13 protein-coding genes and 1 pseudogene are annotated in these 15,670 nt (G+C 66.2%); 8 read left to right on the top strand and 6 right to left on the bottom strand.

What is annotated here, in order from left to right:
• Together GTZ99_RS04225 and GTZ99_RS04220 are read right to left on the bottom strand one after the other, a co-directional pair.
• Positions 1–148, bottom strand: a pseudogene (locus tag GTZ99_RS04225) (electron transfer flavoprotein subunit beta/FixA family protein); the annotation flags it as partial.
• A 96-nt stretch (positions 149–244) separates the two neighbouring features.
• On the bottom strand, positions 245–1,102 hold the full coding sequence (locus GTZ99_RS04220) for a MaoC/PaaZ C-terminal domain-containing protein (RefSeq protein ID WP_161716998.1): 858 nt from the start codon (positions 1,100–1,102) through the stop codon (positions 245–247).
• 222 nt (positions 1,103–1,324) lie between these two features.
• On the opposite strand from GTZ99_RS04220, the gene GTZ99_RS04215 reads away from it, so the two are divergent.
• On the top strand, positions 1,325–2,128 hold the full coding sequence (locus GTZ99_RS04215) for an SDR family NAD(P)-dependent oxidoreductase (protein ID WP_161716997.1): 804 nt from the start codon (positions 1,325–1,327) through the stop codon (positions 2,126–2,128).
• A 115-nt stretch (positions 2,129–2,243) separates the two neighbouring features.
• On the opposite strand, the gene GTZ99_RS17010 is transcribed toward GTZ99_RS04215, so the two are convergent.
• Entirely contained in the window at positions 2,244–4,100 is a 1,857-nt protein-coding gene (locus GTZ99_RS17010) for a methyl-accepting chemotaxis protein (protein ID WP_320076627.1), read from the bottom strand.
• Between the two features lie 212 nt (positions 4,101–4,312).
• Here GTZ99_RS17010 and GTZ99_RS04205 point away from each other — a divergent pair, with 212 nt between their 5' ends.
• The 4 genes from GTZ99_RS04205 to GTZ99_RS04190 all read left to right on the top strand — a co-directional run bounded on the left by GTZ99_RS04205 (position 4,313) and on the right by GTZ99_RS04190 (position 9,093).
• Positions 4,313–5,416, top strand: a complete 1,104-nt coding sequence (locus GTZ99_RS04205; RefSeq protein WP_161716995.1) for a hypothetical protein — start codon at positions 4,313–4,315, stop codon at positions 5,414–5,416.
• An 88-nt stretch (positions 5,417–5,504) separates the two neighbouring features.
• On the top strand, positions 5,505–7,184 hold the full coding sequence (ettA, locus tag GTZ99_RS04200; RefSeq protein WP_161716994.1) for an energy-dependent translational throttle protein EttA: 1,680 nt from the start codon (positions 5,505–5,507) through the stop codon (positions 7,182–7,184).
• A gap of 178 nt (positions 7,185–7,362) precedes the next feature.
• A complete protein-coding gene (locus tag GTZ99_RS16955; RefSeq protein WP_264960536.1) occupies positions 7,363–8,463 on the top strand; it encodes an RcnB family protein in 1,101 nt (366 codons plus the stop codon).
• Positions 8,464–8,559: 96 nt separating this feature from the next.
• The gene (locus GTZ99_RS04190) at positions 8,560–9,093 is read left to right on the top strand and encodes a hypothetical protein (protein ID WP_161716993.1); all 534 of its coding nucleotides are present in this window, start codon (positions 8,560–8,562) and stop codon (positions 9,091–9,093) included.
• On the opposite strand, the gene GTZ99_RS04185 is transcribed toward GTZ99_RS04190, so the two are convergent.
• Positions 9,087–9,641 (bottom strand): DUF1003 domain-containing protein, encoded by a 555-nt coding sequence (locus GTZ99_RS04185; RefSeq protein WP_161716992.1) that lies wholly within the window; start codon positions 9,639–9,641, stop codon positions 9,087–9,089. The genes GTZ99_RS04190 and GTZ99_RS04185 overlap by 7 nt on opposite strands.
• A gap of 44 nt (positions 9,642–9,685) precedes the next feature.
• Positions 9,686–11,290, bottom strand: a complete 1,605-nt coding sequence (locus tag GTZ99_RS04180) for a lysine--tRNA ligase (protein ID WP_161716991.1) — start codon at positions 11,288–11,290, stop codon at positions 9,686–9,688.
• A gap of 163 nt (positions 11,291–11,453) precedes the next feature.
• Between GTZ99_RS04180 and GTZ99_RS04175 the strand changes: the two genes are divergently transcribed.
• From GTZ99_RS04175 to GTZ99_RS04165, 3 genes are all read left to right on the top strand, one after another.
• On the top strand, positions 11,454–11,603 hold the full coding sequence (locus GTZ99_RS04175; protein WP_161716990.1) for a hypothetical protein: 150 nt from the start codon (positions 11,454–11,456) through the stop codon (positions 11,601–11,603).
• Positions 11,604–11,673: 70 nt separating this feature from the next.
• Positions 11,674–14,508: an ATP-dependent DNA helicase gene (locus tag GTZ99_RS04170; RefSeq protein WP_161716989.1), complete on the top strand. Its 2,835-nt coding sequence runs from the start codon at positions 11,674–11,676 to the stop codon at positions 14,506–14,508.
• Entirely contained in the window at positions 14,505–15,074 is a 570-nt protein-coding gene (locus GTZ99_RS04165; protein ID WP_161716988.1) for a SixA phosphatase family protein, read from the top strand. The genes GTZ99_RS04170 and GTZ99_RS04165 overlap by 4 nt, the downstream gene beginning before the upstream one ends.
• Here GTZ99_RS04165 and GTZ99_RS04160 read toward each other — a convergent pair.
• Complete coding sequence (locus tag GTZ99_RS04160) at positions 15,071–15,661, bottom strand: MerR family transcriptional regulator (protein ID WP_320076626.1); 591 nt, start codon at positions 15,659–15,661, stop codon at positions 15,071–15,073. The two genes, GTZ99_RS04165 and GTZ99_RS04160, sit on opposite strands and share 4 nt — an antisense overlap.
• Positions 15,662–15,670: the final 9 nt, after the last annotated feature.

Below are 15,670 nucleotides of genomic sequence, written 5' to 3'. Positions count from 1 at the left end.
TCAGGCGAATCGCTTCCTCAACCGCGATCTCGTCGAACGGGTTCATGCTCATCTTGACGTTCGCCAAGTCCACACCCGAACCATCCGCCTTCACCCGAGGCTTCACGTTGTAATCCATCACCCGTTTGACCGGGACCACTATCTTCATTGGATGTCTCCCAGACGCCCGCCATACAACGGGTCGTTAGCCTGTCAGAGCTGCGCTATAGGCGTTTTTGGACAATGTTCGAAACCGCCCTTTTGATCAGGGGGCGGGGGAAAATGACAGGTGGGCGCGACCCTGGCTCAAGACCGCGCGGCCCGCCACATCGGCGGAAAAACGCAGCGCCGCGCCATCGCGCCACGCCGATATCGCCAGCCTGTCGCCCGGATAGACGGGCGCGGCAAAACGCACCGCCAGCGCGCCGGGCACAGCATCGCCCCACACCCGCCCCAGCGCCGTCATGACATGGCCCAGCGTGGCCAGCCCGTGCAGGATCGGCCGGTCAAACCCCGCCGCGCGCGCCGCCGCCGGATCCACATGCAGCGGGTTCATGTCGCCGTTCAACCGATAGAGCAGCGCCGCCTCTGCGGGTATCGCGCAGGCCACCGCCACATCGGGCGCACGATCGGACGGCGCGCTTTCCGGCAAGGGCGGCAGTACGCAATCCGGGCATGCCCATGCCTCCCCCTGCCCCACATCGCGCCAGATCAGCCCGGCGCGTGATGTCGCCAGCAAGGCGCCGGTATCGGCCCGCCGTGTCTGCCGCTCAACCGTCATCAGCCCATGCCCGCCGCGCAACGGCCGCCAGCCGACGACCCGGTTGGACGACAGCAACGGCATATCCAATGGCACGGGCGCATGCAGCCACAGCGCCTGTTCGCCATGCAGCGGCCCGCCCGGCGGCAGGCCCAGCGCCGCCTTGTCCCACCACGGCCCCGGATCGCCCAGCACCAGCGGCAGCGTGGGCGCCAGCCGCAGGCCCGCGCCTTCGTACACCGCCGCCAGATCCGCCGCGCCATGGCCGATCGAGAGCGCATACAGCAACGCCGCGCGCAGCTCCAACCGCTCGGCACGGTCGGGCAAGGCGATGGCGTGCAGCGCTTGCAAATCCAGCGGCATTCAAACGGCTCCCTGACGGCCGCGACGCGGCCTTGGCCACTGATATACGCCCCGGCCTCCGCCGCGCCTGACGCAAAGAATAGGTCTGGAGCACCCGGATTTCATCTATCATTGTTCGATAAAAATCAGGCCATGGTTCAGCGCGGCTGGTCATGGACAGAGGATGGCGTGTTTCACCTCTCCGGGCGCACCGGGGACCTATGTATGGGCAGGATAACTAGCATGAACGATAAGGGCGTATCCGCGGCCAACCGGCTGGATGGCAAGGCCGCGATTGTCACCGGCGGCGGCATGGGTATGGGCGCGGCAACCGCGCGCATCATGGCCGGCTATGGCGCCAGCGTGCTGGTGGCCGATCGCGATCTGGCCGCGGCGCAAAACACGGTGGCCGCGATTGTGGCCGCAGGCGGCGTGGCCAGCGCGGTGGCCTGTGACGTGGGCGAGGAAGACCAAGTGGCCGCGATGGTCGCCACTTGCGTTGCCACCTATGGCCGGCTGGACTGTGCGGTGAACAATGCCGCCATCGCGCCTGACCTGCTGCCCATCCACGAGGCCGACATGGCGGTATGGGACCGGGTCATTCACATCGATCTGCGCTCGGTCATGCTGTGCATGAAGCATGAGATCCGCCAGATGCTGGCGCAGGGCGACCGGCCCGATCGCGCGACCTATTCAGTGGTCAACATCGGCTCGGTGTCGTCGGTGCGGCCCCAGCCGGGCAATTCGGCCTATGTCGCGGCCAAGCATGGCGTCATCGGCCTGACCAAGACCGGCAGCATCGAATATGCGCCCAAGGGGATCCGCGTGAATGCGGTGATGCCGGGCGCGATCGATACGCCCATGCTGCGCGGCGCGCTGGCGGACACCGGCTTTACCGAGGCCGATTTCGCCCCCGCGCTCAGCCTGTTTGGCCGGTTTGGCCGCCCCGAGGAAGTGGCCGAAGCCAGCGCCTGGCTGTGTTCGGACGCTTCCAGCTATGTCACCGGCCACGCGCTGGCGGTCGAGGCGGGCTATCTGACGCGTTAAGCACGATACTTTTTCGGGCCCGCGACCGCTCTCCATATCGCGGGCCTGATGGTGCGGAGGCGCTGTTGCGGCGCCTCCGCATTTGCCGCAGGATCGGTGGCCCGTCAGGCGCGGATCAAAAGTCGGCCCAATCGCCGTTGACCACGGCCCGGATGCTTTCCCCCTGCGCGGCGATGGATTCGGCCGTGGCCGAACTGCGGCGCAGCATCACCACATTCTCGTCCTTGGCGGCCATGCCCTTCTTGCGCTTTTCAGGATCGCGGGTGCGGAACGTCTTGACCAGCTGGGACAATTGCTCCGCCTCGGCCGACAGGGCGCGGGTCGCGGCCGAGGTTTCCTCGACCATGGCGGCGTTTTGCTGCGTCACCTTGTCCATGTCGTTCATGGCGGTGTTGACCTGCTGGATGTTCAGCGCCTGATTTTCGGCGGACACGACGATTTCCTCGATCACGCCGTTGATCGTGCCGACGCGGGTCAGGATATTGTCCAGCAACACGCCGGTTTCGCGCACCAGCGCCACGCCGCCCGACACCTGCTCACCCGATGCCTGGATCAGTGCCTTGATGTCCTTGGCCGCGTCCGCGCTGCGCTGGGCCAGCGCGCGCACCTCGGAGGCCACCACGGCAAAGCCGCGCCCGGCGTCCCCTGCCCGCGCCGCCTCGACGCCAGCGTTCAGCGCCAGCAGGTTGGTCTGGAACGCGATGCCGTCGATCACGCCGATGATGTGGCTGATGCGTTCGGCCGATTGTTCGATGGCGGCCATGGATTCCACCGCGCGCATGACCACCGCGCCGCCCTCGTTGGCGGCCTGATGGGTGTCCGCGATCGAGCGGCGCACTTCAGCGGCGCGCAGGGCAGTGTCGCGCACCCCCTCGGTCACTTCGCCCAATGCGGCGGCGGTTTCCTCCAGCGTCCCGGCCTGTTGCGAGTTGCGGTGCGCCAGATCGTCGGCCGCCGCGCGGATTTCCTCGATCGAGGTGGTGACGCTGGCCGCGCCCACCCGCACCGTGCCCAGCGCCTTGGCCAGCGCGATCACCGCCTTGTTGAAATTGACCCGCAGCGTTTCGTAATCGGCGGGGAACGGATCGTTCAGGCGGAATTCCAGATCCTGTCCGGCCAGTTTGTCCAGACCCACGCTCAGTTCATTGACCACCGCGCGTTGTTCGGCATCGGCCACCTGCTTGTCCAGCGCGGTCTGGCGGAACACGGCGGCGGCGGCATACATGCGCTGCACCTCGTCGCCGTTTTCATCGCCCGACACCTCGCGCGAGTAATCGCCACGGGCCATCGCCAACAGCTCATCGGTAAAGGATTCCAGCGGACTGACCACCGATTTCCACACGAACAACCCGGCCCAGCCCAGCGTTGCCGCGCCCACAACAATGGTTGCCATCACCGCGGCAAAGGCAATCCACACCAGCCGGTCCTGATCGCCGCTTTGCGCGTTGAACTCGGCCTTGATGGCGTCGCCCAGATCGCCCTGCGCTTCCTCGAAACGGGTAAAGGCCAGCTCGAAGGTGGCCTTGTCGGCGGCATAGTCACCACCGCCCGCGATCTTGTCGCCCAGCGCGCGGGCCGCAGCGATATAGGCCTGCTCATCGGCCGCCCCGGCGCGGGCCTTGGCCTTGAGGCCGGCGGAGACCTGCGCCGCCAGCAACGCGGCATAGGCCCTTTGCAATTCGGCGATATCCTCGTTCAACCCCTCGCGATATTGCTGCAACGCGCCCTGATCCTGCTGTTGCCGCGCGGCGGCCATGTTCAACGTCACGGCGCGGATCGAGTCATGCTTCATGTCGGCGGCCATCTGTTCGCGCATGGCCAGCGTCGTCTCGCGCTGATCCACGCTGGAGCCGTGGATGCTGTATTGCAGGAAGCCGGACACCGACACCTGCACCACACTAACCGTCACCAGCGCCGCCAGACACACAGCCAGCCGCTGCTTGATTGATACCGTTCCGCTGTTCCAAAACACGTTGGCGATCCCTGTCTTGACGCGTTCAGACCAAGCCATTGGCCAGATGGATGGCTCCTCGCGCCCGCATGAGCCATTGCCTCTACACCCAATGGCCCAAAACATCGGTGACAGGCCTGTAACGTAAAAATCCATAGTCACGCTTGTCTCACAGGGCGGATTTCGCCGCATTGCCCCTTGCCAGCGGGCGCGGTTTGCCCAAAAGAACGCGCGTGTTAGCCCGTCTCCCCCGCCCGTTCGCCATTGCCTTTGTCGTGCTGATCGCCGCGATCGCGGCCTGGTGCGCCACGGCCACGCCACCACCGATCAAAACCGCCAAAAAGGGCGGCTATACCGATGTGCGCCTGTACCGCGACATATCGGCGCAGGTGGCGCAGGGCGTGCCCTATTATCAGGCCGCCGCGCAATTGCAGCGCGAACACCGCTATCCGTTGAAACCCGCCGTCACGGTGCGCCCCGGCACGCTGGTGATCGGCGCGGCGTGGATCGGCTGGGGTGGCATCCAGAAACTGTGCATGGCCGCCCTGATGGTGGCGGTGTTTGTCTGGGCGATCTGCCTGGAAACCAGCTTGCACTGGGTGGAACGCATCGGGCTGGGCTTTGCCATTGGGGCGGGCGGCGGCGGCGTGCTGCGCGACGTGCTGATGAGCCTGCATGAATATCCCGCCGGGCTGTTTCTGGGAATCGCCTTGGCCGGGCAGATCGGCTGGCCACGCAAATGGTGGTGGGTGGTGCTGCCTGCCGCGATTGGCCTTGCGGTGCGCGAACTGGTGTTGCCGTTCATTCTGCTCTCGCTGGCCTTTGCCCTGTGGGAACGCCGCTGGCGCGAGGCCGCCGCATGGAGCGCGCTGATCGCCTGTTTCGGCGTCTATCTGGTCTGGCATATCGCACAGGTCGAGGCGGTGCTGCGCCCCGGTGACATCGCCTCGCCGGGGTGGCATGCGATGCAGGGCTTCTCGGGCTTTTTGAAGGCGGTGATCTTTACCTCGGTGTTGCAGGGGCAAAAGCTGCCGGTGGCGCTGACGCTGGCCAGTCTGCCCTTGCTGGGCTGGCTGGCGATGGACGGGCGGCGGGGGGCTTTCGCCATCCTGATGGTGGTGGGCTATGCCGTGATGATCGCAGCGTTTTCGCGGCCCGACACGTTCTATTGGGGGGCAATCATGCTGCCGTGGTATTTTGCCGGTTTCGCGCTGGTGCCGCGCGCGCTGGTGCAAATCTATGGCGCGCTGCGGGGGCAAAGGCTGGGGGTGATGCCACCCGAAACGCCATTGCTGCCCGCGCCCGAGGCCGACACGCCCAAAACAGCCGCCTGCTGACGCGCACGCCCGCTTGGCAAGCGGGCGGCCAGCCTGTAGAGGCAGGCGCAATTGACCGACACCCGTTTCATCTTGCGGAGAACACCCAGTGGCCGCCCAATACGCCTTCGTCATGAAGAGCATGACGAAAACCTTCCCCGGCGCGCAAAAGCCGGTGCTGAGCAACATCAACCTGCAGTTCTATCAGGGTGCCAAGATCGGCATCGTTGGCCCCAACGGCGCGGGTAAGTCGACCCTGATCAAGATCATGGCCGGTATCGACACCGATTTCACCGGTGAGGCTTGGCCCGGCGAAAACATCACTGTCGGCTATCTGGAGCAGGAGCCGCAGCTGGACCCGACCAAGACCGTTCTGGAGAACGTCAAGGACGGCGCGCGCGCCACTGCCGATCTGGTCGACCGGTTCAACGAAATCAGCAACATCATGGCCGACCCGCCAGAAGATTGCGATTTCGACGCGCTGATGGAGGAAATGGGCGACCTGCAGGGCAAGATCGACGCGGTCGATGGCTGGACGCTGGACAACCAGCTGGAAATCGCCATGGAAGCGCTGCGCTGCCCGCCCAGCGACTGGCCGGTGGACAGCCTGTCGGGCGGTGAACGTCGCCGTATCGCGCTGACCCGCCTGCTCATCCAAAAGCCGGACATCCTGCTGCTCGACGAACCGACCAACCATTTGGACGCGGAAAGCGTGGAATGGCTGGAAAACCACCTCAAGGAATACCACGGCGCGGTGCTGATGATCACCCACGACCGCTACTTCCTGGACAATGTGGTGGGCTGGATTCTCGAGCTCGATCGCGGGAAATACTTCCCGTATGAGGGCAACTACTCCACCTATCTGGAGAAGAAGTCGGCCCGTCTGGCGCAGGAAGACCGCGAGGCCACCGGCCGCCAGAAAGCGATCAACGACGAGCTGGAATGGATCCGCGCCGGCACCAAGGGCCGCCAGACCAAGTCCAAGGCCCGTATCAAGAAGTTCGAGGAGCTGGTGTCCGGGCAGGAAAACCGCAGCCCCGGCAAGGCGCAGATCGTCATTCAGGTGCCCGAACGTCTGGGCGGCAAGGTGATCGAGGCCAAGAACATCTCCAAGGCCTTTGGCGACAAGGTGCTGATCAACGACCTCTCGTTCCTGCTGCCGCCGGGCGGCATTGTGGGCGTGATCGGGCCGAACGGCGCGGGCAAGTCGACGCTGTTCAAGATGATCACGGGGCAGGAAACCCCCGATTCCGGTACGATCGAGATCGGTCAGACCGTGCGTCTGGGCTATGTTGACCAAAGCCGCGACCACCTTGATCCGACCAAGAACGTCTGGGAGGAAATCTCGGACGGGCTGGACTACATGAAGGTCAACGGCTTCGACACCTCGACGCGCGCCTATGTCGGCGCCTTCAACTTCAAGGGTCAGGACCAGCAGAAGAACGTCGGCAAGCTGTCGGGCGGTGAGCGCAACCGCGTCAACATCGCCAAGATGCTCAAGCGTGGCGGCAACGTGCTGCTGCTGGACGAACCGACCAACGACCTTGACGTCGAAACGCTGGCCGCGCTTGAAGAAGCGATTGAAAACTTTGCCGGTTGCGCCGTGGTCATCAGCCACGACCGCTTCTTCCTGGACCGTCTGGCCACCCATATTCTGGCGTTCGAAGGCAATGGCCATGTCGAATGGTTCGAAGGCAACTTCGAGGCCTATGAAGAGGACAAGCGCCGCCGTCTGGGCGATGCGGCCGACCGCGCCAGCGCCGGGGCATACAAAAAGCTGACGCGCTGATCGGCGCTACAGCGTTGCAACAAAGGCCCTCGCCGCACCACGCGGCGGGGGCTTTTTGCTGGCGCAATTCTGAACAATTGCCCATGCAGGCGGTTCAGCATCCAGTCAGTCCGGCTGACATATTTCAGCAAACATGACGAGAGCGGCGCCGTTGCCTCGCTCTTTGGGAGGACAAGAGATGACCCGTTCGACACATAGCAAGGGGATGCGGCGGCGCGATGGTGTCAAGCTGGCGCTGGCCCTGACGGCATTGGCCGTGCCCTTTGCCGCAGAGGCCCAAGACCGCACCCGTGGTGATGACCGCGGCGGCGCCATTCCCGGCCGCCATGGCGCCCCTGCCCCGCAAGGTGGCGGTGGCAGTTGGGGCGGCGGCGCGCCCGCACCGGCACCAGCGCCCCAAGGCGGTGGCGGTGGTGGTGGCTTCAGCCCGTTCGGCAATTGGGGCGGCGGTGCCCCTCGCCCTGCGCCAGCCCCTGCTCCTGCTCCGGCCCCCGCGCCTGCGCCGGCCCCAGCCCCGCAAGGCGGTGGCTGGAATGGTGGCGGTCGCGTCACGCCACAACCCGCTCCCGCTCCTGCCCCGCAAGGCGGCGGTTGGAACGGTGGCGGCCGCATCACGCCACAGCCTGCTCCCGCTCCTGCCCCGCAAGGCGGTGGCTGGAACGGCGGTTGGAATGGCGGCGGTCGCGTCACGCCGCAGCCCGCCCCCGCGCCGCAGGGCGGTGGCTGGAGCAGCGGCGTTGGAGGCCCCGGCGGCCGAGAAGCGCCTCGCCCCGGTGAGCATGGCCGCGCCGCCCCTGGCGGATGGGACCGTGGAAGCCCGGATCGCGGTGGCTGGGATCGGCGCGATGCCGACCGTGGCGGCTGGGATCGGCGCGATGGCGACCGCGGCGGCTGGGATCGGCGCGATGGCGGCTGGGATCGGCGCGATGGCGGCCCGGATCGGCGCTCCTATGCCTATGGCGCGGGGCGGTCGTGGGATCGCGGCTGGCGCGAGGATCACCGCTATGACTGGCGCGGCTGGCGCGACCAGAACCGCAGCACCTTCCATATCGGCCGCTATTTCGCGCCCTATAATGGCTATTATTACCGCCGGTTGAGCGTCGGGTTCTTCCTGGAACGGCTGTTCTTTGCCCAGAACTACTGGATCTATGATCCGTGGAACTATCGCCTGCCGCCGGTCTATGGGCCGTATCGCTGGGTGCGCTATTATGACGATGCGCTGTTGGTGGACGTGCAGACCGGCATGGTGGTAGATATCGTCTACGACCTGTTCTGGTAAGGCATCGGTCCGCAGGGGCGGATCGGCACGGCTAAACGGGGAGCGGGTGGCTGTCGGTTGCGGCGGCCACCCGTTCCGTCATGAAAGGGGTATGTGATGCGATCTGTTATCGGCGCGTTGGGGGCGGTTCTGGCCTTGGCGATGGTGGGGCCAGTCGTGGCCATGCCGCGCGACCACCTGCCCGAAGACGATGTGTTTTACCGCTTTGCCACCGCGTTTCAGGGTGAGCGGATGCATCTGGACATCATCAATGGCGGGCCCGACAACAACCGCGCCGTGCTGGCCCGCGCGGGCAATTATTCGGGGCAGATGTGGGTGGTGCATCCCGCCGAGGACGGCCGGGGCTATCGCCTGACCACGCAGTTTCGCGGCGGGACGATGTGCCTGACGGCCATGCCGCGCGATGGGCGAGCGATGCTGATGCGTTGTGGGCCGATGCCAGGGCAGGTATGGGATCTGCGCCAGGACCGCCAGCGCCCGCAATATCTGCGGCTGATGAACCGCGACATGGGGCGCGGCATGTGTCTGGATGTGGAGCCGCGTCAGTTGTTTACCGTGGTGCGCCCCTGCGCCCAATATTCGGGCCAATTGTGGATCAGCATGCGCACCGATACGCCGGTGCGTTATTGATCGGCGGGTGGATCTTGCACCGGCAGGTGGCTGACGATCTGGCTGCCTTCGCGTTCCAGCCGGTGCAGATTGACCAAAATCAGGTCCACCTTGCGCTTGAGCAGCAGGATTTCCATCGTCGTGCGCAGGTTCACTTCGTAATCGTGGCGGCTGGCGATGCGGTCTTTCAATGACTGACGGTTCTGGCTCATCATGATGACGGGGGCCTGAAACGCGGCCAGCATTGAGAGCATCAGGTTGAGGAAGATATACGGATAGCCATCCCATGACGGCACAAAACGCGCCATGGGCGGGCTGTTCAGCACCATCCAGCTGACCAGCACCACGCCGAAAAAGATGATGAAGCCCCAACTGCCGCCCACCGCCGCCACCCGGTCGGCCAGCCGCTCGCCATAGGTCATGTGGATCTGTTCGCGCTCGTCCGGGTCCAGATCGGTGGTGTGATCGGCGACGCGGTGCAGCACGCGCTGCTCCACCGCGTCCAGATCGTGATAGGGGCGGCCCAGCAATTCCTCGGCCAGGCGTTCGGGCGAATGGTCAAAACGCATCGCTATCCTTCCTGTTCAAGGTGCCGGGCCTGCCCCGGTTACGATCACCCCTGATCCAGCGCCTGCGCGATCAGCGCCCGCGTGTTGCCGATGCCGTACAGCGCGATGAACGAGCCCATGCGCGGGCCAGCCGACGAGCCGAGCAGCGTTTCATACAAAGCCTTGAACCAGTCGCGCAGGTTCTCAAAGCCGTAATGCGGGTCCTTGCCGATCTCGTACACGATGTTCTGCAACAGGCTGGCGTCGGCGTCATCGCTGGTCGCGGCCAGTTCCTCGTCCAGCGCGGCCAAAGCGGCCGCCTCGTTCGCGTCCGGCTTGCGCCGGTGCAGCGTCGGGGCGATGAAATCGCGGTTATAGGCCAGCGCGCAGGTCACCAGCGTGTCCAGCGCCGGATGGGCGGCAGGATCGGCATCCTCGACATAATTGGCCAGATAGGACCACACCTGATCACGCGTGGCATGCGCGCCCAGCACGCCCACCAGATTGAGCAGCAGGCCATAGGTCACCGGCAGGCTTTCGCCCGCGCCGCCCGCCTGCGGGTCATTGGCGCGCAACAGGTGCCAGACCGGGTTGCCCAATTGCTGCTCGATCGGCTGGGTGGCCAGCTTTTCACGGAACTGCCAATATTCGTCCACCGCGCGGCCGATGATGCCGGTGTGCAGGCTCTTGGCGCTCTTGGGCTCGCGGAACAGGTAGAAGCCGAGGCTCTCCTCGCTGCCATAGGTCAGCCATTGTTCGATGGTCAGGCCGTTGCCCTTGGACTTGCTGATCTTTTCGCCGTTCTCGTCCAGGAACAGCTCATAGATCAGCCCTTCCGGCTTGGCCCCGCCCAGCACGCGGGCGATCTTGCCCGACTGCGTCACGCTGTCGGTCAGATCCTTGCCGCACATTTCATAGTCGACGCCCAGCGCCACCCAGCGCATCGCCCAGTCGACCTTCCATTGCAGCTTGGCGCCGCCCTTGAACACGCAATGTTCGATCACGGTGCCATCGGCGTCCTCGAAACGGACGATGCCGTTGTCAGCGTCCACCACCTCGATCGGCACCTGCAACACAACGCCCGTGGTGGGCGAGACCGGCAGGACCGGCGAATAGGTCTTGCGGCGCTCCTCACGCAGGGTGGGCAGCATGATCGCCTGAATGGCGTCATAGGCGCGCAGCACGCCGCGCAGCGCATCGTCAAACGCGCCCGAATTGTACCGCTCGCTGGCCGAGACAAACTCGTAATCAAAGCCAAACCGGTCAAGGAATTCGCGCAGCATCGCGTTATTATGCGCGGCAAAGCTGTCATGCGTGCCAAACGGATCGGGGATGCGGCTCAGCGGCTTGCCCAGATTGGCCTCCAGCACGGCCTTGTTCTCGACATTGTCGGGCACCTTGCGCAGGCCATCCATGTCGTCCGAAAACGCCACCAGCCGCGTCGGCGCGCCGCCGGTCAGCGTCTCATAGGCGCGGCGCACCAGCGTGGTGCGCAACACTTCCTGAAACGTGCCGATATGCGGCAGGCCCGAGGGGCCATAACCGGTCTCGAACAACACCGGCTCTCCGTTCGGTTTCCCGTTCGGATAGCGCTTGAGGATCTTGCGGGCCTCCTCGAACGGCCAAGCCTTGGAAACCTGTGCGGCGGCGATCAGTGCGTCATCAGTCATAGTGCCTGCCCTTTTGCGGAAAGGGCGCATTTGCGCAAGCATCAATGCGCGGGGCGGCCCTTCCTGCGTGTTCTGCGAGGCCTGTGATTAACCCTGCGGCAAGCCAGCCTGTGTCACCTTGTGTCCATCGTGGCCGCATCCGGCCATTGGTGAGGTTGTTGCCATGTCGTACCAAACCCACACGCCATCCCCGCGCGCCACAGCCAAGGCCGCCCCGCCACCGCTGGACCCGCGCGACCGTCTGCGCCGCTTTGGCCCGATCCGCCCGATGCAGCACAGCCCCAGCCTGATCGAACGCATCCTGTTCAGCTAAGCGCTGCACGGCGGACAAACACCGCGCGCCGGATTTACTTTGCGTGCAGCGCCCGGCATCAGCACAGGCGATGGACGAGAACGCCCTGCCCCCTGCCGATGACGCCGCCGCGCTGCCGCCCCCTTTGGGCCTGCCCGCATTGCACGCCAGCCATGGCGGCTGCTGGCTGCGCGAGGGACGCAGCGCCGATTCCATGGCCACCCGCCCGATTGGCAAGGGCGAGGCGATCATCACCGCCGCCGACACGCCGCTGTTGCTGTTGAACGCGCCGCTGGTGGCCAGCCGGCTGGGCTATCCCGACCTGTCGGGGCTGGACCTTTTGGAACTGTTCGCCTTTGTCCACCCGGCGCGGTTTGTGGTGCCAACGCCCAAGGGGCTGGCCCATGCCTTGGGCCTTGCCGAGCCAGCCGATGATGGCGCCGTCCCCGCCTTTTACCAGCAGGCCGCCGCGCTGTTGCTGGCCCAATGCGCCGCGCCCGACTGGGCCGAGCGCGAGGGCGCATGGACATCGCTGCAAGGGCTGATCCGCCTGCGCTGGCCTTGGGCCACGCTGTTGCAGGGGGCTATTGCCAAACCCTTGCGTGCCGAACGCTGGCTGTTCACCCGCCTGCCCGAATGGGACGAAACGCCCGAACGCCCCCAACCCGCGCAAATCACCCTGCCCGATGCGGCCGTGCATGACCGTCTGGCCGAAATCACCGGCGTGACCGCCGAACCCCGCCCGGCCCAGCGCGCCTATGCACAGGCGACAGCGCAGATCTTTGCCCCGCGCGCCACCGGGGCCCATCCGGCCGACCGCAGCCCCCACATGCTGCTGGCCGAAGCTGGCACCGGCACGGGCAAGACGCTGGGCTATCTGGCGCCCGCCTCGCTGTGGTCGGAACATGCGCAGGGCACCGTCTGGGTCAGCACCTATACCAAGGCGCTGCAACGCCAATTGCGCCGCGAGGCGGCCCGCGTCTGGGGCCCGGCCCCGGCGACCGGGCGACAGGCGGTGGTGGTGCGCAAGGGGCGCGAGAATTACCTGTGCCTGCTGAACCTTGAGGACGCGCTGCAGGGCGGGTTTGGCGGGCGGGCGGCGGTGCTGGCGCAATTGGTGGCGCGCTGGGCGGCCTATACGCAGGACGGCGACATGATCGGCGGCGATCTGCCGGGCTGGCTGGGCACCTTGTTCCGCCAGCGCGCGATCACATCGCTGACCGACCGGCGCGGCGAATGTGTCTATGCCGGGTGCCCGCATTACCGCAAATGCTTCATCGAACGCGCCGCCCGCGCCAGCGCCGAGGCCGATCTGGTGATTGCCAATCACGCGCTGGTGATGGTCAACGCCGCGCGCGGCAAGGACGCGGCGCAGCGCCCCACCCGCATCATCTTTGACGAAGGCCACCATGTGTTCGAGGCCGCCGATTCCACCTTTGCCGCCGAACTGACCGGCAGCGAGGGCGTGGAATTGCGCCGCTGGGTGATCGGCCCGGAAAAGGCGGCGCGCGGGCGGCGGCGTGGACTGTCGGCGCGATTGGCCGATGTCTCCAGCTATGACGAGGACGGCGCGGCCGCGATCACCGCCGCGCTCGAAGCCGCCGAGGCGCTGCCCGGTGAAGGCTGGCTGGCCCGCGTGGTCGAGGGCAACCCCTCTGGCCCGTTGGAGGAACTGTTGGCAGCGGCGCGCACCAGCGTCTTTGCCCGCGACGAAAGTGGCGGTCAGGACGCGGGATATGCGCTGGAGACCGAGGCCGCCGGGCTGGACGGCCCGTTTCTGGAGGCCGCCGCCAATGCGCAGGCAGCCCTTGCAGCGCTGCGCCAGCCGCTGATGCGTCTGGGCGCGCGGCTGGAGGCGATCATCACCGATCCGCCCGATTGGCTGGACGGCCAGGGCCGCGCCCGGATCGAGGGCGCCCGCGCCTCGCTGACCTGGCGGGTGGACCTAATTGCCGCGTGGGAGGCGTTGCTGGCGCGGCTGGGTGGGCCAGCCGATCCGGCCTTTGTCGACTGGCTGGCGGTGGACCGGGTGGACGCGCGCGAATATGATATTGGCATTCACCGCCATTGGCTGGACCCGATGCAGCCCTTTGCCGCCACGGTTCTGGGCGGCGCGCATGGCGTGATGATGACCAGTGCAACGTTACGCGACGGGCATGGGCGGGATGGACCCGACGATTGGGACGCAGCCATCGCCCGCTCCGGCGCGGCACATCTGACCCGCGCGCCGTTGCTGGCGGCGTTTGACAGCCCGTTCGATTACGCCGCACAGGCCGAAGTGCTGATCGTCACCGATGTTGCCAAGGGCGACATTCCCGGCCTTGCCAACGCCTATGCCCGGTTGATCGAGGCATCGGGCGGCGGCGCGCTGGGCCTGTTCACCGCGATCCGCCGCCTGCGCGCGGTGCATGGCCGCATCGCCGACCGTCTGGCGCGCGAAGGCCTGCCGCTGTTTGCCCAGCATGTCGATCCGATCGACACCGGCACGCTGGTCGATATCTTCCGCGATGATCCGCGCGCCAGCCTGCTGGGCACGGATGCTTTGCGCGATGGGGTGGACGTGCCGGGCCATTCGCTGCGGCTGGTGGTGATGGAGCAGGTGCCATGGCCCAAGCCGTCGATCCTGCACCGCGCGCGGCGGGCGGCCTATCCGGCGGGCGGTCAGGCGCATGATGACCGCATCATCCGCGCCCGTCTGGCGCAAGCGTTCGGCCGGTTGATCCGTGGCCGGGAGGACCATGGCCATTTCGTTGTCCTGTCGGCCGCGTTCCCCTCGCGCCTGCTCTCGGCCTTTCCGGCAGCGGCGCCGGTGCATCGCCTGTCGCTGGATGAGGCTTTACAACGGGTGCGCGCCGGTGTCTCTGGCCGTGCGATCACGCCCGCCGATGTGCAGAATGTTCCCGAAGATCCGGATGTATTACGATGAAAACCCTAGGCCTTTTCCGTCATGCCAAATCCGATTGGTCGGACGCGCGGGCGCGCGATTTTGACCGCCCGCTGAACCGGCGCGGGCAATTGGGCGCGCCGCTGATGGGGCGGCACATCCGCGATTACTGCGCGGAACGGGGCATGGTGTGGAACAAGGTGATGTCATCGCCCGCCGTGCGCGCCGCCCAGACGATCGAAATGGCAGCCGCTGGTGCGGGCATGGACGCGGGCCACAGTTTTCCCATCTCATGGGACCGGCGGATCTATCTGGCGTCTTCGGCCTCGCTGGCGGACGTCCTGCGCGAACAAAGCGACACGCTGAACACCATCCTGATGGTCGGCCATAATCCGGGGCTGGAGGATCTGATCTTTGATCTGGTGCCCGACGATGGCAGCAGCCCGTTGCGCGATGTGGTCGAGGCGAAATTTCCCACCGCCACCTTTGCCGTGCTGGACATCGACATCGACCGTTGGGCCGATCTGGACGAGCGGCAAGCGCGGCTGGTCCATCTGATGCGTCCGCGCGATCTGGACGCCGCGCTGGGGCCAGAAGTGTTCAGCTAACGCCCCTCGTCGCTGGACAATGCCTGTGCCAGCCGGGCGCGCAATTGCCGCATTTCCTGCAACAACCGGTCATCACGAACGGGCTGCGCGGGCATCGGAGCAGGTGTCAGCACCGCCGCCGAAACGGTGATCGGTTCCGACCTCTGCGGCATGGCCACTTCGGGCGCAGGCTCTGCCACCTCTGTCGCCAGCCGTCCGGCGTGGCGCTTGCTCCACAGGTCGCGCCCCTCACCCTCCAGCCATTGCCGCGCCCCGCGCAAGGTATAGCCCTGCGTGTGCACCAGCCGGTCAATCAGCGCCAGCAGCGTCACGTCCTGCGGCCGGTACAGCCGCCGCCCGCCAGCCCGTTTGACCGGGCGCAGCATCGGGAACTGTTCCTCCCAATAGCGCAGAACATGGGGTTTGAGCATCAAGGCGCGCGACACCTCACCGATGGTGCGGAATGCCGAGGGCAACTTGCCATCCATGGCCAGCGCCTCCAGCACCGCCTCGGCCGGAGAGGCGGCGTCACCCACCGGGTCATAGCCGAGATCCACCGGCGGGACAGCATCGGCCGCCCCGTCCCGGGTCATCGCGTTTTCAGTCATGCCGCAAAG

Source organism: Novosphingobium ovatum (assembly GCF_009909235.1).
Classification (GTDB): Bacteria; Pseudomonadota; Alphaproteobacteria; order Sphingomonadales; family Sphingomonadaceae; genus Novosphingobium; species Novosphingobium ovatum.
Note: the sequence above shows the minus strand (reverse complement) of the source record. Positions and strands in the feature narration are given on the sequence as shown.

Bases quoted from the DNA above. Each gene is read 5' to 3' on its own strand.
- GTZ99_RS04160 (WP_320076626.1), bottom strand. From the start codon at position 15,661: ATGACTGAAAACGCGATGACCCGGGACGGGGCGGCCGATGCTGTCCCG.
- GTZ99_RS04215 (WP_161716997.1), top strand. From the start codon at position 1,325: ATGAACGATAAGGGCGTATCCGCGGCCAACCGGCTGGATGGCAAGGCC.
- GTZ99_RS04170 (WP_161716989.1), top strand. From the start codon at position 11,674: ATGGACGAGAACGCCCTGCCCCCTGCCGATGACGCCGCCGCGCTGCCG.
- GTZ99_RS04165 (WP_161716988.1), top strand. From the start codon at position 14,505: ATGAAAACCCTAGGCCTTTTCCGTCATGCCAAATCCGATTGGTCGGAC.
- GTZ99_RS04190 (WP_161716993.1), top strand. From the start codon at position 8,560: ATGCGATCTGTTATCGGCGCGTTGGGGGCGGTTCTGGCCTTGGCGATG.
- GTZ99_RS16955 (WP_264960536.1), top strand. From the start codon at position 7,363: ATGACCCGTTCGACACATAGCAAGGGGATGCGGCGGCGCGATGGTGTC.
- GTZ99_RS04175 (WP_161716990.1), top strand. From the start codon at position 11,454: ATGTCGTACCAAACCCACACGCCATCCCCGCGCGCCACAGCCAAGGCC.
- GTZ99_RS04180 (WP_161716991.1), bottom strand. From the start codon at position 11,290: ATGACTGATGACGCACTGATCGCCGCCGCACAGGTTTCCAAGGCTTGG.
- GTZ99_RS04220 (WP_161716998.1), bottom strand. From the start codon at position 1,102: ATGCCGCTGGATTTGCAAGCGCTGCACGCCATCGCCTTGCCCGACCGT.
- GTZ99_RS04185 (WP_161716992.1), bottom strand. From the start codon at position 9,641: ATGCGTTTTGACCATTCGCCCGAACGCCTGGCCGAGGAATTGCTGGGC.